The 21,849-nt window shown below is 72.4% G+C and carries 20 protein-coding genes, 2 tRNA genes and 1 pseudogene; 10 read left to right on the top strand and 13 right to left on the bottom strand.

Going from position 1 to position 21,849, the window contains the following annotated elements:
* Positions 1-49: 49 nt before the first annotated feature.
* The 5 genes from KR546_RS07600 to KR546_RS07580 all read left to right on the top strand — a co-directional run bounded on the left by KR546_RS07600 (position 50) and on the right by KR546_RS07580 (position 5,116).
* Positions 50-1,465: a pyridoxal phosphate-dependent decarboxylase family protein gene (locus tag KR546_RS07600; protein ID WP_238444104.1), complete on the top strand. Its 1,416-nt coding sequence runs from the start codon at positions 50-52 to the stop codon at positions 1,463-1,465.
* 58 nt (positions 1,466-1,523) lie between these two features.
* Complete coding sequence (locus KR546_RS07595; protein ID WP_238444103.1) at positions 1,524-2,780, top strand: sodium/glutamate symporter family protein; 1,257 nt, start codon at positions 1,524-1,526, stop codon at positions 2,778-2,780.
* 71 nt (positions 2,781-2,851) lie between these two features.
* Positions 2,852-3,310 carry a hypothetical protein gene (locus KR546_RS07590; RefSeq protein WP_238444102.1) on the top strand — a complete coding sequence of 153 codons (459 nt, stop codon included), beginning with the start codon at positions 2,852-2,854 and terminating at the stop codon, positions 3,308-3,310.
* A 100-nt stretch (positions 3,311-3,410) separates the two neighbouring features.
* Positions 3,411-4,154: an alpha/beta hydrolase family protein gene (locus KR546_RS07585; protein ID WP_238444101.1), complete on the top strand. Its 744-nt coding sequence runs from the start codon at positions 3,411-3,413 to the stop codon at positions 4,152-4,154.
* Positions 4,151-5,116 (top strand): LOG family protein, encoded by a 966-nt coding sequence (locus KR546_RS07580; RefSeq protein WP_238444100.1) that lies wholly within the window; start codon positions 4,151-4,153, stop codon positions 5,114-5,116. The genes KR546_RS07585 and KR546_RS07580 overlap by 4 nt, the downstream gene beginning before the upstream one ends.
* 15 nt (positions 5,117-5,131) lie before the next feature.
* Here KR546_RS07580 and KR546_RS07575 read toward each other — a convergent pair whose 3' ends face one another.
* The 4 genes and pseudogenes from KR546_RS07575 to KR546_RS19920 all read right to left on the bottom strand — a co-directional run bounded on the left by KR546_RS07575 (position 5,132) and on the right by KR546_RS19920 (position 8,745).
* Positions 5,132-6,082: a DUF5996 family protein gene (locus KR546_RS07575; protein ID WP_238444099.1), complete on the bottom strand. Its 951-nt coding sequence runs from the start codon at positions 6,080-6,082 to the stop codon at positions 5,132-5,134.
* A 72-nt stretch (positions 6,083-6,154) separates the two neighbouring features.
* Positions 6,155-6,997 (bottom strand): alpha/beta fold hydrolase, encoded by an 843-nt coding sequence (locus KR546_RS07570; protein ID WP_238444098.1) that lies wholly within the window; start codon positions 6,995-6,997, stop codon positions 6,155-6,157.
* A 49-nt stretch (positions 6,998-7,046) separates the two neighbouring features.
* Positions 7,047-7,766: an ABC transporter permease gene (locus KR546_RS07565; RefSeq protein ID WP_238444097.1), complete on the bottom strand. Its 720-nt coding sequence runs from the start codon at positions 7,764-7,766 to the stop codon at positions 7,047-7,049.
* A gap of 39 nt (positions 7,767-7,805) precedes the next feature.
* Positions 7,806-8,745, bottom strand: a pseudogene (locus tag KR546_RS19920) (ABC transporter ATP-binding protein).
* A 310-nt stretch (positions 8,746-9,055) separates the two neighbouring features.
* On the opposite strand from KR546_RS19920, the gene KR546_RS07555 reads away from it, so the two are divergent.
* The 3 genes from KR546_RS07555 (at position 9,056) to KR546_RS07545 (ending at position 13,634) form a co-directional block, all read left to right on the top strand.
* Positions 9,056-9,505 carry an SRPBCC domain-containing protein gene (locus KR546_RS07555; protein ID WP_238444096.1) on the top strand — a complete coding sequence of 150 codons (450 nt, stop codon included), beginning with the start codon at positions 9,056-9,058 and terminating at the stop codon, positions 9,503-9,505.
* Between the two features lie 155 nt (positions 9,506-9,660).
* Positions 9,661-12,399, top strand: a complete 2,739-nt coding sequence (locus tag KR546_RS07550) for a LuxR C-terminal-related transcriptional regulator (RefSeq protein ID WP_238444095.1) — start codon at positions 9,661-9,663, stop codon at positions 12,397-12,399.
* Positions 12,400-13,328: 929 nt separating this feature from the next.
* Complete coding sequence (locus KR546_RS07545; protein ID WP_238444094.1) at positions 13,329-13,634, top strand: HNH endonuclease; 306 nt, start codon at positions 13,329-13,331, stop codon at positions 13,632-13,634.
* Between the two features lie 43 nt (positions 13,635-13,677).
* On the opposite strand, the gene KR546_RS07540 is transcribed toward KR546_RS07545, so the two are convergent.
* Positions 13,678-13,750: transfer RNA gene (locus KR546_RS07540), tRNA-Glu, on the bottom strand.
* Between the two features lie 64 nt (positions 13,751-13,814).
* Positions 13,815-13,886, bottom strand: a tRNA-Gln gene (locus KR546_RS07535).
* A 176-nt stretch (positions 13,887-14,062) separates the two neighbouring features.
* Between KR546_RS07535 and KR546_RS07530 the strand changes: the two genes are divergently transcribed.
* Positions 14,063-14,290, top strand: a complete 228-nt coding sequence (locus tag KR546_RS07530; RefSeq protein ID WP_238444093.1) for a hypothetical protein — start codon at positions 14,063-14,065, stop codon at positions 14,288-14,290.
* Positions 14,287-15,705 carry an alpha/beta hydrolase gene (locus tag KR546_RS07525; RefSeq protein WP_238444092.1) on the top strand — a complete coding sequence of 473 codons (1,419 nt, stop codon included), beginning with the start codon at positions 14,287-14,289 and terminating at the stop codon, positions 15,703-15,705. The genes KR546_RS07530 and KR546_RS07525 overlap by 4 nt, the downstream gene beginning before the upstream one ends.
* Positions 15,706-15,745: 40 nt before the next feature.
* Here KR546_RS07525 and KR546_RS07520 read toward each other — a convergent pair whose 3' ends face one another.
* The 7 genes from KR546_RS07520 to KR546_RS07490 form a co-directional block, all read right to left on the bottom strand.
* Positions 15,746-16,234 carry a CDGSH iron-sulfur domain-containing protein gene (locus tag KR546_RS07520; RefSeq protein ID WP_238444091.1) on the bottom strand — a complete coding sequence of 163 codons (489 nt, stop codon included), beginning with the start codon at positions 16,232-16,234 and terminating at the stop codon, positions 15,746-15,748.
* Entirely contained in the window at positions 16,231-16,839 is a 609-nt protein-coding gene (locus KR546_RS07515) for a GNAT family N-acetyltransferase (RefSeq protein WP_238444090.1), read from the bottom strand. The genes KR546_RS07520 and KR546_RS07515 overlap by 4 nt, the downstream gene beginning before the upstream one ends.
* 4 nt (positions 16,840-16,843) lie before the next feature.
* Positions 16,844-18,400 (bottom strand): glutamate--tRNA ligase, encoded by a 1,557-nt coding sequence (locus KR546_RS19630; RefSeq protein ID WP_238444089.1) that lies wholly within the window; start codon positions 18,398-18,400, stop codon positions 16,844-16,846.
* A gap of 261 nt (positions 18,401-18,661) precedes the next feature.
* On the bottom strand, positions 18,662-20,080 hold the full coding sequence (gene purB / locus KR546_RS07505; RefSeq protein WP_238444088.1) for an adenylosuccinate lyase: 1,419 nt from the start codon (positions 20,078-20,080) through the stop codon (positions 18,662-18,664).
* An 87-nt stretch (positions 20,081-20,167) separates the two neighbouring features.
* Entirely contained in the window at positions 20,168-20,581 is a 414-nt protein-coding gene (locus KR546_RS07500; protein WP_238444087.1) for a hypothetical protein, read from the bottom strand.
* On the bottom strand, positions 20,578-20,925 hold the full coding sequence (gene arsC, locus KR546_RS07495) for an arsenate reductase (glutaredoxin) (RefSeq protein WP_238444086.1): 348 nt from the start codon (positions 20,923-20,925) through the stop codon (positions 20,578-20,580). Before arsC ends, KR546_RS07500 begins: the two co-directional genes overlap by 4 nt.
* Before the next feature lie 11 nt (positions 20,926-20,936).
* A complete protein-coding gene (locus KR546_RS07490) occupies positions 20,937-21,716 on the bottom strand; it encodes a fumarylacetoacetate hydrolase family protein (RefSeq protein WP_238444085.1) in 780 nt (259 codons plus the stop codon).
* Between the last annotated feature and the right edge of the window lie 133 nt (positions 21,717-21,849).

Genomic DNA, 21,849 nt, shown 5'->3' with positions numbered 1-21,849 from the left:
GACGCGCCGATGGCCTGCTGCCACCGCCGGCCAGCCTACGCTGCGCCCCATGACATCCATCGACGACGTCCTGGCCGAGCTCGACACCGTGGCGGCGAGCGACCCGCCCTGGGACAGCGACCGGTTCTTCTCCTACGTGTTCCACCCCAGCGACGACGTCGCCGCCGACCTGGTCGCCCTCGGACACGAGGCCCACCAGCGCTTCTCGGGGGCGAACGGCCTGGACCCGACGGTGTTCGCCTCGTTCGCCCGGTTCGAGAACGACCTCGTCACGTTCTGTCGCGACCTCGTCGGGGGCGCCGACCACGTGGTCGGCTCGTTCACGTCCGGGGGCACCGAGTCGATCCTGCTGGCCGTCAAGGCCGCCCGGGACGCACGACGCGACGAGCTGGGCGACCCAAACCGCACCGTCAACCTGGTCCTGGCCGACAGTGCCCACGCCGCGTTCCACAAGGCCGCGGCGTACTTCGACCTCGACGTCCGCAGCGTGGCGGCCGGCAACGACCACCGCGCCGACCCGGACACGCTGCTGGCCGCCACCGACGAGGCCACCGCGATGGTGGTGACGTCCGCCCCGCAGTTCGCCCACGGCGTCGTGGACCCGATCGAGGAGATCGCCGCCCGAACGCGCGAGCAGGGCCTGTGGCTGCACGTCGACGCGTGCATGGGCGGGCTGACGATGCCCTTCCTGGACGGCGCGCCGGCCTTCGGCTTCGACGTCGACGGCGTCACCTCGATCTCGCTGGACCTCCACAAGTACGGCTACACGACCAAGGGCGCGTCGATCGCCCTGTACGTCGACGCCGCCCACCGACGCTGGCAGTACGCGACCTCGACCCACTGGACCGGCTATCCGCTGGTCAACCCGACGATGCAGTCGACGAAGTCGGGCGGGCCGCTGGCCGCCGCGTGGGCCGTGGTCCGCCTGCTGGGCCGGGACGGCTACCGCGACCTGGCCCACCGCGCGCGGGAGGCGACCGAGCGGGTCGCCACCTTCGTGGACGACCACGAGCTGCTCGCCCTGACCGCCCCACCCGACGCCACCCTGCTGGCGCTGGTCACCACGATGGAGGCCGAGGCCGACGTCTTCGGGTTGGCCGCGGCGATGCGAGCGCGGGGATGGCACCTCGGTCCCACGCCGGCGTACGGCTCGTCGCCCGCGCACCTGCACCTCACCCTGACCGCCGGCCACCTCCCCCTGGTCGACCAGTTGTGTGCCGACCTCGACGCCGCCGTGCACGAGACCGGACCGACCGCTCCCCTGCTGCCGGACGGGTTCGACCCCGGCGCGCTGGGTCCGGACGGCCTCGACCCCGCGGCGGCCGAGGCGCTCCTGGGTGACCTGCTGGGCCAGGTCGACCTGGTGGCGGACCGGGCGCGCATCGACGCGACGCTCGACGCCCTGCCCCCCGAACTGCGCGCCGTGGCCATCCGCAGCACGCTCGAGGACCTGTTCACCCCCTGAACCGTCGGTGGTGGCCGGCCACGGAGGCGTGGCCGTCCGTCCCACGCCCGGAGGACCCATGCTCGTCGCACTGCTGGGCACCGCGGTGCTGTACGCGATCGGCTGGCTGGTGACGGGGCGGCGCCGCGACGGGCTGGTCCCGGCTGCCATCGTCGGTGGGGTCCTGGGGCTGGTCCTGCGCCAGTTCGACGTGCTCCCGGGGTCGATCGAGGCCTGGCAGGAGGTGGCCTACCACCTGTTCGGCATCTCGTTCCTGGCGATCGGGCTGACCCGCTCCGAGCGGTCGGGCGTGACGCGGGGTGCCCTGTGGCTGGGGGTGGGGGCAGGGCTGGTGTTCGCCGTGCAGGCCGTGGTCGGCGGCCTCGTCACCGTCGTCTGGCGCGCGTCCGGCCGGGACCTCTTCCCCGCGTTCGGCTACCTCGCACCGATGGGACTGGAGGAGGGCCCGGGCCAGGCCGTGTCCATCGGGGGCATCTGGGAGTCGTCGGGCTTCACCGACGCGGTGTCGTTGGGTGCGACCGTCGCCTCGCTGGGGTTCGTCGTGGCCTACGGACTGGGCCTGTGGGCCCTGCGGCTGCACGGGCGACGTCGCGGTGGACCCGACCGGACGACCCGCGCGCCTGACGTGCAGGACCACGTCGCGCCATGGTCGCTGGTGGGGTCCGTCGCGCTCGTCGTGGCCGGCTACGTCGTGCTGTACGTGCTGGTCGGCGCGCTGGCCGGACTGGGCGGCGCGGAGGTGCGCGACACCGTGCTGGGGATCCTGTTCTTCCTCGCCCTGCTCGTTGGGCTGGGCGTGCGCACACTCGTGGAACGGACCGGCCGGCGGATCCCGGCCGAGCCGCAGCGTCGCATCGCGGTCGCGGCCGTGGACGGGCTCACGGTGGCGATCCTCGCGTCGCTGGCGTGGGCCAGCATCGCCGCCGATGCCCTCCCCCTCGCCGTGCTGGTCGTCACCACCGTGGCGGCGACGATCGCGACGGTCGTCCTGGTCACCCGCCGCCTGCCGCAGCCCCATCGGTTCACGCGTGGCCTGGCCCTGTTCGGGACCGTGACCGGGACCGTGTCGTCGGGGCTGGCCCTGGTCTCGCTGGCCGACCCCGACGATCGCGACGTCGTGGCCGTCGAGCTCGGGGCGGCGGTCGTCCCGTCGGCGCCACTCGTCCTCGGCGGTGTCGCCGTGGCGACCGCGACGGCCCAGGGCGCACTGTCGCTGCCCCTGAGCCTGGGGGTGTTCGCGGTCGTGGCCGTCGGCGCCTGGGTGGGAACCGGGCTGCTGTCCCGGCGCATGGACAGGGCCTCGAGTCTTGGGTGACGTGGCGCATCGGCCCTTGACGGCGTGTCCGTCGATTCGGCATGGTGGAGTGACCGACCGGGGAGCCCATCGTGACCTGCCTCATCGTCGCCAACCAGACCCTGGGCGGACCCGAGTTGCAGCTCGAGGTCACCCAACGCATCGAGCAGGGGCGGGACCGGTTCCACGTCGTCGTGCCGGTCACCAGGCCCGGACTGGAGCACGACCGGCGGGTGGTGTGGAACCCGTCCTTCGCGATCCCGGACCGCGGCTCCCGGGACGACGCCCTGGAGGAGGCCAACCGACGGGCCGAGCATCGGCTGGAGCAGATGATCGCGCTGGTCGAGGAGCACGGCGGAACGGCCACGGGTGAAGTGGGCACCACCAACGCCCTGAACTCGGTGACGACCTGCTTCCTCCGCGACGACTACGACGAGGTACTGGTCTCGACCCTGCCCGCCGGCATCTCCCGGTGGCTGAAGGTGGATCTGCCGACCCGGATCGGGCAGGTCGTCGACGTCCCCGTCACCACCGTCGAGGCTGCCGGGTGACCAGGTGGCCCAGGCGTGGTCGCGGGGCCGGCCACCGACCGGGTGCGTCCGACCCGGGTCGGCCTACACTCCGCCGTCCCCGACCGATCGGCGATCCAGCGTGCGTGCTGCGACACGTCTGACCTACGGGTCGTCGCCCCACCAGTGGGTCGAGTTCCGCCGCCCGGACGTCGAGGGCCGTGTCCCCCTGGTCGTGCACCTGCACGGGGGGTTCTGGCGTGCCGAGTACGCCCTGGACCACGCACGGCCGTTCTGCGCCGGGATGCGGCGGGCCGGCTACGCGACCTGCAACGTCGAGTACCGCCGGGTCGGCAACGACGGCGGCGGCTGGCCCGGCACCCTCGACGACGCCCGGGACGCGCTCGACCTGGTCCCCCGGCTCGTGGACGAGCAGCGGCTCGATCCGGGCCGGGTCGTGCTGACCGGCCACTCGGCCGGAGGCCACCTGGCGCTGTGGGCGGCCGCGCACACCGGCGTCGCGTTGGCGGGGGTCGTCCCGATCGGGGCCGTCACCGACCTCCACGACGCACACGCGCGACACCTGTCGGACGGGGGCACGGCCACGCTGGACCTGATGGGTGGCGAGCCCGACGAGTTCCCCGAGCGCTGGCGCTCGGCCTCGCCCATCGAGGACGTGCCGCTGGACGTCCCGGTCGTGCTGGTGCACGGACGCGACGACGACAGCGTGCCGATCACCCAGGCAGAGGCCTACGCGGACGCAGCGGTGGCTGCCGGAGGGCGGGCACGGGTCGAGGCGGTCGACGCCGGCCACTACGACGTCCTCGATGCCGGGTCGGCCTTCTTCGACCGGGTCGTCGCCGTGGTCGACGAGCTGGCCGGGTGATGGAGTCCGACGCGATCCCGGTCCAGCCCTTCCGGACCCGGCTGTACGGCGACGACCTGCTGGCCGGCTTCGATCCCGCCGACCCCGCGTCCTACGCGGCCACCCACGACTTCGCGGTCTACCGGGCCTGGGTGGCAGCCGGGCGGGACCGCGCCAGCCACATCCACGCCGTGGCGCAGGCGATCCACGACTCGTCGATCTCCGACGCCCTCGACGGCTTCACGACCTCGCGCCGGCTGGTCGGGATCATGGGCGGCCACCGGATGGTCCGCGCGACCGCCGACGACGCGCCCTACGTCGGGGTCGTGCGGGTGGCCCGCGCGCTGGCCGGCGCAGGCATCGTCCCGACCTCCGGTGGCGGTCCCGGGGCGATGGAGGCGACCCACCTCGGGGCCAGGACGGCCACGCGCGACTGGTCCGAGGTCGTCACGCACCTGGACACGCTCGCCAGCGTCCCGTCCTTCCCCGACGGCGTCGGGGGGGTCGTCGCTGCCGACGGTGCGGTCGACCTCGACGTCCTGACACGCCTGCACGCCTGGCAACGCCCGGCGTTCGCCGTGCACGACGCGACCTGCGACGAGCCCGGCGTGTCGCTGGGCGTGCCGACGTGGTTCTACGGTCACGAGCCACCCACCCCGCTGGCGACCCACCATGCGAAGTACTTCCAGAACTCGGTGCGCGAGCACGGGTTGCTCGCGATCGCGCGGCACGGGGTGGTGTTCTTCCCCGGGAGCGCGGGCACCCTCCAGGAGGTGTTCCAGGACGCCTGCCAGAACTTCTACGGCCTGCACGGCCTGGTGAGTCCGATGGTGTTCGTGGGACGGCCCTTCTGGACCGAGACCCTGCCCGCCTGGCCGCTGCTGGGCCGCCTGTTCGCCGACACCGGCATGCTGGCGCTCGTCGACGAGCCGGACGACGCGGTCGCCTTCCTCCTCGACCATCCCCCGATCCCCCACCCCTGACGGGTCCTCGGTTCGTCAGCGTGGGTTGGCTCGTCGGACGGGGTCGTCCTCGAGCACGTCGCGGTCCCAGTCGCCGTGGTCGGCGGCCGCTTCATAGGTGGTCTGGAGGAAGTCGAGCAGGGTGGCGTCGGGGTCGGGGGCGGTCCGCACGGCCTCGTAGGGCAGCAGGAACTGGCCGCCCTCGTGGTGGTAGTGGGCGGCGGACGGCTCGACGGGGTGGTCGGCGAAGCCGTCGGGTTCGGGGTAGGCGTAGGCGTAGAAGCTGCCCTCGTCGGAGCCGCCGGGCCAGAACCCGCAGCTGGACAGTTCGTGGGAGTAGCCCTCGACCATGACCCAGTCGCCACAGTTGGGGGCGCCTCCCGGGTGGGGTGGTGCGGTGCGGCCGGAGAAGCGGGTGCACGCCAGGTCCAGCCCACCCCAGAAGACGTGCACGGGACTGACCTTGCCGATGAACCGCGACCGGAACTCGCCCAGCACGCGGTCGGCCTGCACCAGCTGTCGCCAGAACAGGTGGGCCGCGTCGGGGTCGTAGCTGGCGTGCTCGTCGTCGTGTTCGAACGGGATGGCCCGTTCGACCTCGGTGGGGGTGGTGCGGATCGTCACGTCGACGCCGAGCGTGTCCAGTGCGGCCATGACCTCTGCGTGGAACGTCGCGACCGACTTGGGTTCCAGGCTCACGGTGCGCCGCTCGCCGTGGTCGGTGTCGATCGTGAGCTGGTGGGTGTGGAAGTCGAACTCGATGTCGAAACTGCCGGTGCCGTCGGGGATGTTGGAGGTCGTCAGGCCTCGGGGGCTGACGTACAACGGGACCTGCCACCAGTGGTTGACCATCGGTGCCTTGGCCAGCCGGATCTTGCCGATGACCTGGGTCCACATGTGCAGCGTGTCGCGGGTGTCAACCCAGTCGTCCACGCGCAGGCTCGGCCAGGCCCCTGGGTGACCACTGGTGGCATCGCTTCTTCTCATCGTCGTGACCTTCGAGTCCGCTGATCGCTGAACGTCGGGTGCGCGCTTCCGGGGCGACTCCCGCCCGCGTGTTCAGCGGGCCAGGAAGGCCAGCAGTGCGTCATTGACCTCGTCGGGGTGGGTCCACCCGATGGCGTGCGGCCCGTCGGGAACCTCGACCACGGTCAGGTCGGCGATGAGCTCGTCGTCGCGGAGGCGACCTGCGGTGGCGTCGAAGGGCAGGATCCGGTCGGCGGTGCCGTGCACGACCAGCGTCGGGACGTCGATGCGTGGCAGGTCGTCGCGGAAGTCGGTCAGCCAGGTGTCCACACAGGCGTGGGTGGCGTAGGGCGACGAGCCCGAGGCGACCTGGAAGGCGGCGCGCAGCGCGGCGGCGTCGATGCGCTCCGGTGCGAGCACGTCGGTGTTGAAGAAGTCGGCGAAGAAGGTGTCGAAGTAGGCGTAGCGGTCGGCGACGATCGCCTGCTTGATGCCCTCGAAGACGTCACCGGGCACGCCCTCGGGGTTGTCGTCGGTCTGCAGGAGGAACGGCGGCACCACGCCGAGCAGCACCGCGTGGCTGACCCCGCCGGACCCGTAGGTGCCCAGGTAGCGGGTGACCTCGCCGGTGCCCATCGAGAAGCCCGCGAGGACGACGTCGCGTTCGAGCGCGAGGTGGTCGAGCAGCGCCTTGAGGTCGGCGGCGAACGTGTCGTAGTCGTAGCCGGTGGTCGGCTGCGAGGACTTCCCGAACCCGCGTCGGTCGTAGCTGATGCAGCGGAAGCCGGCGGCGAGCAGGGCGCGTTCCTGGCGCTCCCACGAGTTGCCGTCGAGTGGGTAGCCGTGGATCAGGACGATCGGCCGTCCCTCGCCGTGGTCGTTGTAGTGGATTCGGATGTCGGCGCTGTTCTCGCGCCCGACGGTGACGTGTGGCATGTCAGGTCCTTCCTGGTTGGGTGGTGGGTGCCGTGGTGCTGGCGGTGGGTCACCGGCGGGGTTCCCAGCGGAACATCTTCGTGGCGAGGGCGATCGCCACGACGACCCACGACAGGGTCGGCACGAGCAGGGTGAGTGAGTCGGTGAGGGCTGCGCCGCCGTCCCAGGCATCGACGACCAGCTCGGCGGCCGATCCTCCGGGCAGCAGGCGCTTGAGCCACGGAAGGTCGGCGGTGCCGGTGATGCCGACCCAGCTGGTCACGGCGACCACGCCCAGGCTCAGCGGCAGTGAGGTGACCTGGGCCTGCTCGGGCGAGTCCGTCACGCCGGCCGTGGCCAGCCCCAGCGCGAGCATCATCGCCCACGTCGCGAGCACCGCCACGGCGAGGAGCGCGACGTTGGCCGGCGTGCCGCTGACGGCGGCGAACACCACCAGGATCACGGTCACCTGCAGCGCGGAGATGACGCTGACCGGGAGCACCAGTCCGGTCAGGATGGTCGGGTCGGCGGCCGCGGTCGAGCGCATCCGCTTGAGGAACAGGTCCTGCCGGCGGGTGGCCAACGTGGTCACGGTCGTGGCGTAGAGGCTGAACGCGGCGATCGTGACGACGACGACGGCCGCGATGTAGCCGAGGCTGCCGATCCGCTCGAACGTGTCGCGGTTGACGAGGAAGAAGGCGCTGGCCGCGACCGGCATGACGAGGCCGGTGAGCAGCACGGCCCGGTTGCGGAAGATCTGGACGAGTTCGCTGTGGGCGATGGGGATCATTCCGGTGTCCGTTCGTGTTTGCCCGGTGACGTTGCAGGGTCAGGCGGATGCCGGGTCGGCGTCGATGGCGCGGAAGACGTCGTCGAGGCGGGTCGGCGCAGCGGACAGCTCACGAAGTTCGACATCGTGTGCGGCCGCCCAGTCGAGCAGCACCTTGAGGTCGGCCTGCAGGTCGAAGGTCTCGACCAGGTAGGACTGGTCCGCTCCGGCGACGGTCCGCATCGGCGGTGCCGGGACGTCGGGTGGAAGCGAGAAGTGGATCGACGCCGGGAGCATGCGGGTCAGCTCGGACACGGTGCCCTGGGCCTGCAGGACGCCCCGGTGCATCAGCCCGACGCGGTCGGCGTGCTGCTGGGCCTCCTCCAGGTAGTGCGTCGTCAGCAGGATCGTCGAACCGTCCTCACGCAGCTGTTCGACGGCGCCCCACACCGCGTCGCGGGACCGGATGTCCAGACCCGTCGTGGGCTCGTCGAGGACGATCAGCTCGGGTCGCCCGTACAACGGCGGTGGCGAAGTCCAGACGGCGTTTCTCGCCGCCCGACAACTGCGAGACCCTGGTGTCGGACCTGCGGGAGAGGTCGACGACCTCCAGCACCCGCTCGACGGTGTCCGACCGCCCGGTCAGTGCACCGATCAGCCGTGCGGACTCGGAGACGGTCAGGTCAGGCGAGAACCCGCTCTCCTGCAGCATGATCCCCATCCGGGGTCGCACCGTGCGTCGGTCCGACGGGTGTTCGCCGAACACGCGGACCGTGCCCGACGACGCCGTCCGGTGGCCCTCGATCACCTCCAGGGCCGAGGTCTTGCCCGCCCCGTTCGTCCCGAGCAGCGCGTAGACCTCGCCCCGCTCGACCCGCAACGACAGGTCCTTGACCGCGTGGAACTCCCCGTACCTCACGTCCAGCGCATCCACGGCGATCACGGGACCCGCGTCGGGGCCAGCAGAGGCGGGACGCCTCAGGGTGTCGATGCTGGTCATCACGGGGCCCTGTGGGGTTGGGGTCGGTCGACTCGTCGTTGCCATGTCACGAGGCTCTCCTGCACGCCGGCAGTTCGCATCGGTGACCGTCACCTAGTCCCGTACGTACATCCGCGTTCTCGTTCATCCCGTCACGACCTCGGGTCGACGACATAGGTGGCCTTCACCGATGCGAGGGGGTGACCATCGGGCGAACCTGGGGACACGACACGCGTCCGGCTCGGCGAGACACCGCCCCACCACGGCTCGGTCCGTGATGGCCCCGGCACGGCACGCATGACGCGACCACACACAGGAGCAAGGAGCCCGCATGAGAATCGTCGAGCACGACGTCCACATCCCCGCACCCCCGGACACCGTCTGGCAGGTCCTGGCCGAAACCGACCGCTACGACGAGTGGAACCCGTTCATGACCCAACTGTCCGGACGGCTGGCCGTCGGCGAGCAGCTGACGGTGACCATCCGGCCCGGAGGACGATCGCTGACCTTCCGACCCACCGTGCTCGCGATCGAGGAGGGCACCTTCGTTCGCTGGCGGGGCCGGCTCGGCGTCCCGGGCATCTTCGACGGCGACCACGAACTCCGCCTGGTGTCGCCGCCGGAGGGTGGGACCCGGTTCGTCCAGCGCGAGGTGTTCAGCGGGCTGCTCGTCCCGGTGATGGGCCGGGTGCTCGACGACACCGAGCCCGGGTTCGCCGCGATGAACGCCGCGCTCCGTGACCGGGCGGTCGCCCGTGCGGACGGGGCGGTCCAGCCATGAGGGGCACCAGGCCCTGATCCGACCCGGCGTGGACAGCAGCGCCTCGACCTGCCTCGATGACCGTCGCCTAGTCTCGTCGCGACCGAGGCGCGGCTGGTCGTGCGGGCACACAGCCGGCGGGCCGCGGTCGGGCATCCACGACGAGGACCAGCTTGGTGATCCTGGGCCGGCGCACCGAACACGAGGTGGTCGAGCAACTGCTGGTGGGAGCACGGGCCGGCCGCAGCGGCGTGCTGGTGGTGCGCGGGGAGGCCGGCATCGGCAAGACCGCGCTGCTGGACCACGCCCGCGACACGGCCACTGCCGACGGCTTCGGTTTCCGCGTGGAGGAGGCAGCCGGGATCGAGTCCGAGGCGCAGTTCGCCTGCGGCGGGCTGCACCAGGTGTGCGCCGGGATGCTCGACCGCGTGGGGGCGCTGCCCGAGCCGCAGCAGGCGGCCCTGGGCGTGGCGCTCGGGTTGCGGGATGGTGCGGCGCCGGACCAGTTCCTGGTGGGGCTGGCCACCCTGAACCTGCTGGCCGAGGCCGCCGAGGACGGGCCGTTGCTGTGCGTGGTGGACGACGCCCAGTGGCTGGACGAGGTGTCCGCGCAGGTGCTGGCGTTCGTGGCCCGCCGGGTGGAGGCCGAGCGGATCGCGATGGTGTTCGCGCTGCGCGATCTCGGCGACGCGGACGTCGACCCGTTCGCGGGCTTGCCGGAGTTGCACCTGGAGGGGCTCGGTGAGACCGATGCACGGTCGCTGCTGGACGCGGCGGTCCACACACCCATGGACGACCAGGTGCGCGACCGGGTGGTGGCCGAGGCGCGCGGCAACCCACTTGCACTCCTCGAGTTGCCGCACAGCTCTCAACTCGTGGAGCTCGCGGGCGGGTTCGAGCTGCCGGATGCACTGGACGTCCCGCGCCGGATCGAAGCGGGCTTCCGGCGCCACTCGACGAGCCTGCGGGCCGACACCCAGCTGCTCCTGCTGGTCGCCGCGGCCGAGCCGACCGGCGACGTGGCCCTGCTGTGGCGCGCGGCCGGGAACCTGGGGATCGCCGACGAGGCCGCCGCGCCGGCGGAAGACGCCGGCTTGCTGACCGTCGACAGCCGGGTGCGGTTTCGTCATCCGCTGGTGCGCTCGGCGGTCTACCGGGCCGCCACGGCTGCGGACCGTCGCCACGCACACCGCGCACTGGCGGTCGCGACCGACCCGGTCGGTCACCCCGACCGGCGGGCGTGGCACCGGGCGCAAGCGACGCTCGGCACCGATGAGACGGTCGCGGCGGAGCTGGAGCGCTCGGCTGGGCGCGCACGTGCCCGTGGCGGCCTGGCCGCGGCTGCTGCGTTCCTGCAGCGCGCCGCCGAACTGACCCCCGAGCCCAGACGCCGATCGACACGTGCGCTGGATGCCGCGTACGCCAAGCACGAAGCCGGTGCATCCGACGCCGCCCTGGAGCTGCTTGCGGTCGCGGCGAGCGGACCGCTGGACGACAGGCAACTCGCCCGTGCCGCGTTGCTGCGTGCCCAGATCGCGTTCCACACCACACGCGGCGGCGACGCACCAGGATTGCTGCTCGACGCCGCCAGGACGCTGGGCCCGATGGACGCCGCGCTGGCCCGTGAGACCTACCTGCAGGCACTCGAGGCCTCCTTCCACGCTGGTCGTCTCGGCCGAGGCCGAGGGCTGGTGGACGTGGCCGAGGCCGCCCTGGACGCGCCTGCAACGCCAACGCCGCCGCGGCCGGTCGATCTCCTGCTGGACGGACTGGCCATCAGGTTCACGCAGGGCTACGAGGCGAGCGTTCCCACCCTGCAACAGGCCCTGGAGGCACTGCGTACCCGCGACTCGCGAACCGGCGACGACAGCCGCCCCTGGCTGTGGCTGGCCTGCCACGTCGCGGCCATGCTTTGGGACGACGAGGCGCTCTACGTCCTGGCCAGCCGCGCCGTCCGCCTCGGCCGCGAGGCAGGCGCCCTGACCACGCTCGCCCCCGCGCTCAACGCCTTGTCCTCCGTGCTCGTGCTCACCGGCGAGTTTGCCCGTGTCGCCGAGCTGTTGGCGGAGGAGGACGCGATCACGCAGGCAACGGGTGCCCCGCTCATACCCAACGCCAGGCTCGTCCTGGCTGCCTGGCGCGGCCGCCAGGCAGAGACATTGGACCTCTACTCGACCATCGTCAAGGACGCGACGAAGCGAGGTGAAGGTTCCGCGGTCGGTTCGTCGCAGGTTTCGCTGGCATACCTGCACAACGGGCTGGGCCACTACGACGCCGCGCTCGCCGCCGCGGCGGCGGCGTGCGAATACGACGAGCTGGCGTTCAGCAGCGTTGCGCTGCCCGAACTCATCGAGGCGGCCGCCCGCGCCGGCCAGCCCGAGCCCGCGGCGATGGAGCAACTCGAGATCCGGGCCCGTGCCAGCGGTACGCAATGGGCGCTCGGGCTGGCGGCGCGGTCGCGCGCGCTGACCAGCACGGGGCCCACCGCCGAGGAGCACTACCGCGAGGCGATCGAACGACTCGGCCGCTGCCGGATGGCCACCCACCTGGCCCGCGCCCACCTGGTCTACGGCGAGTGGCTGCGCCGCGAGGGCCGGCGCCGGGACGCCCGTGAACAGCTTCGCACCGCACACGAGCTTCTTTCGGACATGGGCGCGGACGCGTTCGCCACCCGAGCCGCACGCGAGCTGCGCGCCACCGGCGAGCAGCCACGCAGCCGAACCGCCCGCCCGACCGACGCGCTCACCCCCCAGGAAACGCACGTTGCCCGGCTCGTGGCCACCGGAGCAACCTCCAAGGAGGTCGCCGCACAACTGTTCCTCAGCCCCCGCACGATCGACGCCCACCTGCGCAACATCTTCCAGAAGCTCGGCCTCAACTCCCGTCGACAACTCGCCGACTTGGAACTTCCCTGACCTCGCCGGCAGTCGAGGGGCAGCGCGATCCAGGCGGCACGACCGCGTGGCACGCGCGGCGGTCGGTCCTGCCGAGCCAGCAACGAAGAAGACCCTGTCGTCGTGGACGACAGGGCCTTCGAGACGTACCCCCGAGCGGATTCCATGGGCGGCCACCGGATGGTCCGCGCGCCCGGGAGCGCCGGCACCCTCCAAGAGGTGTTCCAGGACGCCTGCCAGAACTTCTACGGCCTGCACGGCCTGGTGAGTCCCATGGTGTTCGTCGGACGGCACTTCTGGACCGAACAGCAGCCCGCCCTGCCCCTGCTCGTCCCCTGTTCGCCGACACCGGCATGCTGGCGCTCGTCGACGACCCGGACGACGCGGTCACCTTCCTCCTCGACCACCCCCCGATCCCCCACGCCCGCGCCGCCTGACGGGACACGCGCGACGACGCTTGTCCACACGTCGTCGTATCGCCATCCTGTGCCCGCCGGTCGGCTCGTAGCGTCGTCAACGATCGCCGCCGTTCACGATGCGACGGCGTGACGCCACGCACCGTTGGACGACGGGTGGAGTCCATGAGCGGCAGCCACGCACCTCGGAGGTGCACCGTCGCGGGCTGCCACCGTCCGCACTACGCCCGGAGCTGGTGCTCGATGCACTACAAGCGCTGGTACCGGACCGGCGTGCCGACGGACGGCGCCCCACCAGCTCCCTGTGCCGTCGACGGTTGCGACCGGCAGTCCAAGAGCCGCGGGTGGTGCCACGCTCACTACCAGCGGTGGCGCGCCCATGGGGACGTCCGCGCCGGCGTGCCCCTGCGATCCATGCAGGACTGCCGAGCAGATGGATGCACACGACCGAGTCATGCCCGGGGTTTCTGTCAGACTCACTATCGCCGGGTCCTGGTCCACGGCCACCCGGTCGAGAACGAGCCGATCCGCGTCGTGACCGGTCAGGGGTGGCTGAGCCACGGGTACTGGTTCGTCCCCGTGGCCGGCTCGGACCGTGACCTCGCGAACGGCGCGAGTGCCATGGCCGAACATCGGTTGGTCATGGCACGGCATCTCGGCCGCGCCTTGTTCGCAGACGAAACCGTCCACCACGTCAACGGGGACCGGACGGACAATCGGCTGGAGAACCTGGAGCTGTGGAGTTCGGCACATCCCAGTGGGCAGCGGAGCGAGGACAAGGTGGCGTTCGCCATCGAGATGCTGGAGCGCTACGCCCCCGACCTGCTGAAGACCCCGTGAACGCGCGAAACCCCGCCGTCAATGACGGCAGGGCTTCGAGACGTACCCCCGATGGGATTTGAACCCACGTTACCGCCTTGAGAGGGCGGCGTCCTCGGCCGCTAGACGACGGGGGCAGGACACGTGTTCGCCCCGCAAGGTACGCGGGGCGAGTTGTTCAGCGGAGGATACCACTGACAGCTCGGGGGGAAGGACTCGAACCCTCAATAACTGGACCAGAACCAGCCGTGTTACCGATTACACCACCCCCGAATGAGGCGGCTGTGAATGGTAACGGCTCGCGGACGGTGGTGCGAGTCGACGACTGTCCACACGGTCGACACGAGCCTGCCCGTCCGGCCGAGGCAGCCGTAGCGTGAGGCCCCCCGGGGGCGGGTGAGCGAGGCACGGACGTGACGACACCGGACCCATGGCCTGGCGATCCGGCCGTGCTGGACGACCTCGTCGACCACGTCGAGCGCCTCGTCCGACGACTCGTGCGGCTGGGCGACGACCTGGCCGACGGCGTCCGCGCACTCTCATGGCGGGGCCTGGCCCGGGAGCGCTTCGACGACCTGCTGGCCACGCGCCTGGACGACCTCGGGGTCGTCGCGGACCGGCTCGCCAGGGCAGGCCACGACCTCGCCGACCGGCACCTCGACGGTGGCGGCCCATGACCGTGCGCGCGGATCCCCGGGCGATGACGGCCTTCACCGACGACGGCCTGCACGCGGTGCGCCGGACGGTCGAGCGACTGGACGACGCCCGGGCCCGCCTGCACGCGGCGACGGACGGTGACCCGGACGGACCGGCGGCGACGCTGAGCGGGATCCTGGACGACGTGGAGGACCTGCTGGGCGACCTCGCCCACCTGGTCGCCCAGCCGGCCGTCGTCGGGACGCGGTTCGCCCGTCTCGACCGCTCGTACGCCGTCGACCGAGCCGTGGCGTGGTCTATCCTGGCCGCTGCCGGGACGGATGGCGTGGCCGACCCGGACCTGGTCGTGGCCTCGCTGGCCACACTCCGGCCCGACGCCGTGGCCGGACTCTGGGCCGGCCTGTCGTCGGTCGACCGGCAGGCCGCCATTGCGGCACACCCCGACGTGCTCGGCCGTCTCGCCGGCATCCCGATCGACGTCCGCGACGGCTGCAACCGGGCGATCCTCCGGGACCACCTCGACGGCCTGCGATCCGCACGCGACCGCGTGCGATGGGACCCGACCGCCCTGACCGGCGCCGCCGCGTGGGACCCGGACCCGGGCCGGACCGCCATGGACCGTCAGATCGGGCGCCTCGAGGGACTGCTGGCGGCCGACCGGATCCTCGCCTTCGACCCGAGCGGGGACGGACGTGCGGTCGTGGCCTGGGGTGACCCCGACCGGGCCCGCCACGTCGCCACCATCGTCCCGGGCATCGGCACGACGCTGGCCGCCACGCCCCGACTGCTGCGCGAGGCCGCCGTCCTCCGCGACGCCGCGCGCGTGGTCGACGAGCGGGTCGCGACCGTCGCGTGGCTGGGCTACGACACCCCACCCGGCATCGTCGCCATCGGGTCCGGCCTGGCGACCGGCGACCCGCGTCCCCTGGCCGCTGCGGCCACCGACGCTTGGGCGGACGCCCAGCGGGCAGCACTGGTGGACCACGCCGCCGGGCTGCGCGCCACGAACCCGGGGGTGCACCACACCGTCGTCGGCCACTCCTACGGCGCCGTGCTGACCTTCCGCGCACTGACGCGGACCGGCGACGTCACGCCACTGGACGTCGACGACGTGGTGGCCCTGGGCGCACCCGGGCCCGGCGCCGGCGTCGACGACCTGGACGACCTCGACCTGCCCCGTGGCGTGGGCGTGTGGTCGGCGACCGCGGCCCTGGACCCCGTGCCACTCCTGCCCGGCGTGCTCGGTCCGGCGATCCACCGGTTGGGTGACCGGGTGCACCGCCTGCCCACCGACCGGAGCAACCGCGGGCACGCCGCCTACTTCGCCCCCGGCTCGGCGGCGGTGCGCGCGATGGCCGTGGTCGTGGCCGGTCGCACGCCGCGACCGCCGACGCGTCCCGACCAGGACCGTCGCCGGGACTCCCGGGTCTCGTGACGCCGCACCGCGCCGGGACCGGCAGGGCGCGCCCAGACATTCAGCCGTGCTCGCGGAAGCCACAGGACGAGTGGCTCCCGTCGCACCACGGACGGCTCGTCGATGCACCGCACCGGCACAGGCCGGTGCCGTCCGCGGGCGCGACGACGGTGCCGTCGGGCAGTCGGACCGACACCCCGCCACACAGCCGCAGCGGTCCGTCGTCCTGCAGGACCAGCGACGGCCCGAGGTCGTCGGGTACCGGGCCCGCGGCCGCGTCGGGCGGCTCGACCAGGCGGTCGTGGCCGAGCTGCCGGGACCGGTGGGTGCCGTCACAGAACGGACGGATCGCGGAGTGCCCGCAGCGACACAGCGCCACGTTGCCACGGGGATCGTCGGGCACCGTGACCTCACGCGTGGTCCCGCCTTCGCCACCGGTCGCCGACGCCGCACCGGCCCGGACCACCGGCAGGTCCAGCGGGACGACCGCGGGGCCACGATCCCGCAGACGCACCTCGTCCGGGCGGCCGTCCGGCTCGGCGACGCTCATGTGCCGAGCTCGCGGACCAGCACCCGGTAGGTGCCGAGCTCACGTTCCTCCGTGCCAGCGTCGACGAAGCCAATGCGCCGGGCCAGGCCGACCATGGATTCGTTCGTGGGCCTCGTGCGCACGACCACCGGCGTCGCGATGTCGAGGGAGTCGTCCAGCCGCTCGATCCCGGTCTCCAGCAGGCGACGTGCGATGCCCCGACCCTGCGCACGTGCCGCCAGTCGGATGTACACGTTGAGCACCCAGTCGTCGCGCCACCACAACCAGCGGAGCCCGCCCAGGCCCAGCAGGTCGCCGCCGACGGCCTCCTCCGGGTCGTCGTCCCCGGTCGCCGACCAGGCGAGCCAGTACCCGAATCCGTACCGGTCCCAGTGGGCGGCGAACCGCTCGAGGTCGTCGCGCTGGGCCGTCACCGAGGTGGTCCTGCCGGCCTCGGGCACGTCGACCCACAGCGCCGGGTCGGCGGCCAGCCGGAACACGGCCGGTGCCTGGGCAGGATCCGGACGCGCGAGGACCACCGCTGCGTCCGAGAGCCGCTCCGCCGCCGGCCACGCCGGCCCGGGCTCCGGGGGCGGGCGGGTCGCGTCGGCAGCCTCGGCGTCCATCGCCTCAGTCCGTGCCGGCCTGGATGTCACGAGCGATCGGCAGCGCCGCCTCGAGCCGCAACAGGACCACGGCCCGGTCCATGATCTCCAGGGACTCGAACAACGGCGGGGAGACGTTGGACCCGGTCACGGCGACCCGGATGGGCTGGGCGACCTTGCCGAACCCGATCCCGAGCTCGTCGGTCAGGCCACGCAGCGCCTCCTCGATCCCCTCGACGGTCCAGTCCACGTCGGCCAGCACGCGTGCCCCCGCCTCCAGTGCCTCGACGGCGCCGGCCTTGCGGAACACCTTGGCCGCAGCGGCGTCGTCGATGCCGACCTCGCGGAAGAACGGCGGGGCGTAGTCCGCGATCTCTGCCAGCGTCTGCATGCGCTCCTGGACCAGCGGGACCAGCGCGACCAGGGTGGCCATCTGTTCGTCGGTCGGTGGCGTGGCCACCACCGGCTCGAAGGTGGGGTCGGGATCGCCCTCGTCGTCGTCGGGGAGGTGCGTGCCGTCGAGATGCGGGACCAGCCGGTGGGCCAGCGCGTCCGGGGACAGGTCGCGGATCCGCTCGCCGTTGAAGGCGGTCAGCTTGTCGGTGTCGAACGCGGCCGCCGACGCACCGACGTTGGTGAGGTCGAACGCGGCCACGACCTCGTCGCGGTCCATGCGCTCACGGCCGTCCCGCGGTGACCACCCGAGCAGCGCGATGTAGTTCAGCAGGGTCTCGGGGAGGAAGCCACGTCGGGCGAACTCCTGGATCGAGACCGAGCCATGCCGCTTGGACAGCTTCTTGCGGTCCTGGCCCACCACCATGGAAAGGTGGGCGAAGGTCGACGGTGCCTCCCAGGACGGGTCCCGAGCCGGCAGGCCGGCCTCCGCGAGGGCATCGTCGAGCAGGTCGTCGGCCAGCAGCAACTCGTACAGCCGACGCTGGCGGGGCGTGACCGACAACAGGTCCTCGCCCCGGCACACCACCGACACGCCCTGGGCGAGGTCGTCCACGGCGTTGGCCAGCGGGTAGGTGACGGCCCCGTTGGACCGGACCAGGACGGGGTCCGACTCGTTGGCCCAGTCCCAGGTCACCTCCCCACGCACGAGGTCGTCGACACTGGTGGTCCCGGACGTCGGCAGCGCGAGGCGCAGCGTTCCCTCGGAGGCGTCCGGGACGGTGTCGCGCTTCACGATCGGGGGCAGGTCCGCGTCCCGGCGCTCCTGGCGCCACGCGTTCAGCTCGTCCGGTGACCGGTCGTCGTGATAGAGGTGGCCGCGGTCGGCGAGGCGGCGCGCCACGGCGCGGTGGAGGTCGGCGCGCGCGGACTGGCGGTACGGACCGTACGGACCCCCGACCTCGATGCCCTCGTCCCAGTCCAGCCCCAGCCAGCGCATCGCCTCGATCATCGACTGCATCGACGCGTCGGTGGCACGGTCGGCGTCGGTGTCCTCGATCCGCCAGATGAACGTGCCACCGGTGTGGCGTGCCCACAGCCAGTTGAACAGGGCGGTGCGGACGCTGCCCACGTGCAGCCACCCCGACGGGGCAGGTGCGAAGCGGACACGGACGGAATGCTCGGACACGGCGGGGACCTCGGGAGCTGCGGCAGGCGTGACCGCCGAGGATACGCGCCGCCACCCTCCCCTCCGTCGGCCACCGCCCGGTCCCGCCCGGGCCACCCCTGACTCCCAGGGGGCGTTCGTGGCCGACCAACCCGGCCGCGAACGCCACGACGGCCGACCAACTCCTCACTGACCCGCCACCACGGCGTTCCACGCCGACCAACCCGGCCACGAACGCCACGACGGCCGACCGACTCCCCACTGACCTGTCCCGGCCGGCGGCTAGAGGATGTCGCCGGGGACGTAGGCGGCGGCGTCGGGATCGGAGGCGACCAACTCGTCGACCCGGGCGACGAAGGCGGCGACCTGCTGGGGTGCCGTGCCGACGAAGTCCAGCGGGTCCGACAGCAGCGCCTCCAGGTCGGCCCGCGCCAGGCCCAACCGGTCGTCGCCGGCCAGGCGTTCGACCAGGTCGTTGTCGGCCGCCCCGGCGCGCATGTCCAGCGCCACGGCCACGGCGTGCTCCTTGATCGCCTCGTGGGCCGCCTCGCGACCGACCCCGGCCTTGACGGCCGCCATGAGCACCTTCGTGGTCGCCAGGAACGGCAGGTACCGGTCCAGCTCGGCGGCGATCACCGCAGGGAAGAACCCCAGCTCGTCCAGGACCGTCAGCGCGGTCTCGACCAGCCCGTCCAGGGCGAAGAACGCGTCCGGCAGCACCACGCGCCGGACCACCGAGCACGACACGTCGCCCTCGTTCCACTGGTCCCCCAGCAGCCCGGACGCCATGGTCACGTGACCCCGCAGGATCGTCACGAAGCCGATGATCCGCTCGCTGGACCGCGAGTTCATCTTGTGCGGCATGGCCGAGGACCCGACCTGGCCCTCCTTGAACCCCTCGGTGGCCAACTCGTGTCCGGCCATCAGGCGCAGGGTCGTGGCGAGGTTGCCGGGCGCGGATGCGACCTGGGCCAGCGCCGTCACCACGTCGAAGTCCCACGAGCGTGGGTAGACCTGGCCCACCGAGGTGGCGGTGGTGGCGAAGCCGAGGTGGTCGGCGACCCGGCGCTCGAGCTCGGCCACCGCCTCCGGCGAGCCGAGCAGGTCGAGCTGGTCCTGCTGGGTGCCGACCGGTCCCTTGATGCCACGCAGGGGCACGCGCTCCAGGAGGTCGTCGACCCGTCCGAGAGCGACGAACAGCTCCTCGCCGACCGTGGCGAGCCGCTTGCCCAACGTGGTCGCCTGCGCGGCGACGTTGTGGCTGCGCCCGGCGATCACGGTGGCCGACTGCTCCGCCGCCAACCGCGCGAGACGTGCCAGCAGGGCCACGATCCGCGCCCGGACCAGCACCAGGGCGTCACGGACCTGCACCTGCTCGACGTTCTCGGTCAGGTCGCGCGAGGTCATGCCCTTGTGGACGTGCTCGTGCCCGGCCAGCGCGTTGAACTCCTCGATGCGGGCCTTGACGTCGTGACGCAACACCCGTTCGCGGTCCGCGATCGAGCCGAGGTCGACGTCGGCGACCACCGCCTCGTAGTCCTCGATGACCCCGTCGGGGACGTCCACGCCGAGGTCGCGCTGGGCACCCAGCACGGCCAACCACAGCCGGCGCTCGGCCCGGATCTTGCCGTCCACGGACCAGGTCGCGCGCATGGCCTCACTGGCGTAGCGCTCCGCGAGCACGTTGGGGATCACGTCCATCGGTCCTGATGTCCTGGTCGTCGTGGGGTCGCCCCGAACGGTAGCCCCGGGCCGTCCCAGCCCGCGGGGCACCTCCCTGTACCCGGTCTATGGCCCCCCGGGGTGGTGGGCGAAGACCAGGATCCCGACCAACGCGATCGCCGCGAGCATGGAGATGAGGAACCCCAGCAGGACCGCGGTCAGCCAGGGGAGCCCGCCGAACCAGCCACTCGAGGAGGAGGGACTCCACACCAGCCGGAGCCACCACCGGGCGACCAGCAGTCCACCCACGACCACGAGGACCTGCAGGGTCACCACACCGGCCCCGCACCAGCCCGGACCACAGCCCGTCGCACGGAACAGGGCGACCGCTTGCACACCACCCCAGGTCATGACGGCAATGAGCAACCCGTTGGCCACGAGTCCCGCCACGGCGAAGAACCGAGCCAGGCCGCCGTGTCCCTCCGCGCGCGGTCCCGGCCAGCGCGTCAGGTCGGGGGCGGGCGGGGGCGGGCGGGTCATGCCAGCAGGGTGTGGACGTTCTCGGGCGGACGGCCGACGACGGCGCGGTCGCCGTCGACGACGATCGGGCGCTCGATCAGCCTGGGGTTGGCGACCAGCAGGTCGATCCACGCGGCCGGGTCCTCGCGCGGCCGATCCTTCAGCCCGAGGTCCTTCGCGACCTGCTCGCCGAACCGGGTCACGTCCCACGGCGCGAGCCCGAGCAGGTCCAGCACCCGGGCCAGCTCCTCGGCGTCCGGTGGGTCGTCGAGGTAGCGACGGACCGTGGGGTCGACGCCGGCGTCGGTCAGGATGCCGAGTGTCTCGCGCGACTTCGAACACCGCGGGTTGTGCCAGATCTCCATCGTCACGCTCCTCAGCCCTCGCGTCGTGGCCGGGCGATCACCGGGTTGACCAGCGACCCGACGCCCTCCAGCTCGACCTCGACGGTGTCTCCCGGCACGATCGGCCCGACCCCGGCCGGCGTGCCGGTCAGCACGATGTCGGTCGGCAACAACGTGATCGACTGCGAGATGAACGACAGCAGGGTCGGGACGTCGAACACGAGGTCTGCCGTGGTGCCGTCCTGGCGGACCTCGCCGTTGACCCGGCCGACCACCCGCACCGCATCGAGGTCCAGCCCCGTGGCGATCGCCGGACCCAGCGGCAGGAACGTGTCCATGCCCTTCCCGCGGGCCCACTGCGGCTCCGCGCGCTGCAGGTCACGGGCGGTCACGTCGTTGGCGGCGGTGACGCCCAGGACCGCCTCGGCGGCCTCCTGGGGCGTCGCCCGCGACAGTTGGCGCGACACCACGACGGCCATCTCGGCCTCGTGGTGGACGTCCTGGGTCAGGTCGGTCGGGATCTGCACCGGGTCACCGGGTCCCACGATCGCCGAGGTCGGCTTGAAGAACAGCAGCGGCTGCTCGGGCAGCTCCCCACCCATCTCGGCGGCATGGTCGGCGTAGTTGCGCCCGACGGCGACCACCTTGGTGGGGATCATCGGCGCGAGGAGCTTCAGGGTGTCCAGCGGCACCTGCTGGCCGGTGTCGGACCAGTCGCCGAACGGGTGGCCGTCGATCGCCCGGACGCCGGACTCGTCGACCACGCCGAACCGGGGTCCCTCGGACGTGGAGTAGCGGACGAACCTGGTCAACGACACACCTCGTGATGGGCGGGCGGGAACGATCCCGCACCGTAGCCGAGGCCCTGCCGTCTCCGTCCGCGCCCCTCCGCAGGGTCTGGCAGTCGAGTGTGCGGCCCGGGGCCAGCGGTGGCCGGGATCAGCA

It is taken from the genome of Salsipaludibacter albus (assembly GCF_019798055.1).
Taxonomy (GTDB): Bacteria; Actinomycetota; Nitriliruptoria; order Nitriliruptorales; family Nitriliruptoraceae; genus Salsipaludibacter; species Salsipaludibacter albus.
Note: the sequence above shows the minus strand (reverse complement) of the source record. Positions and strands in the feature narration are given on the sequence as shown.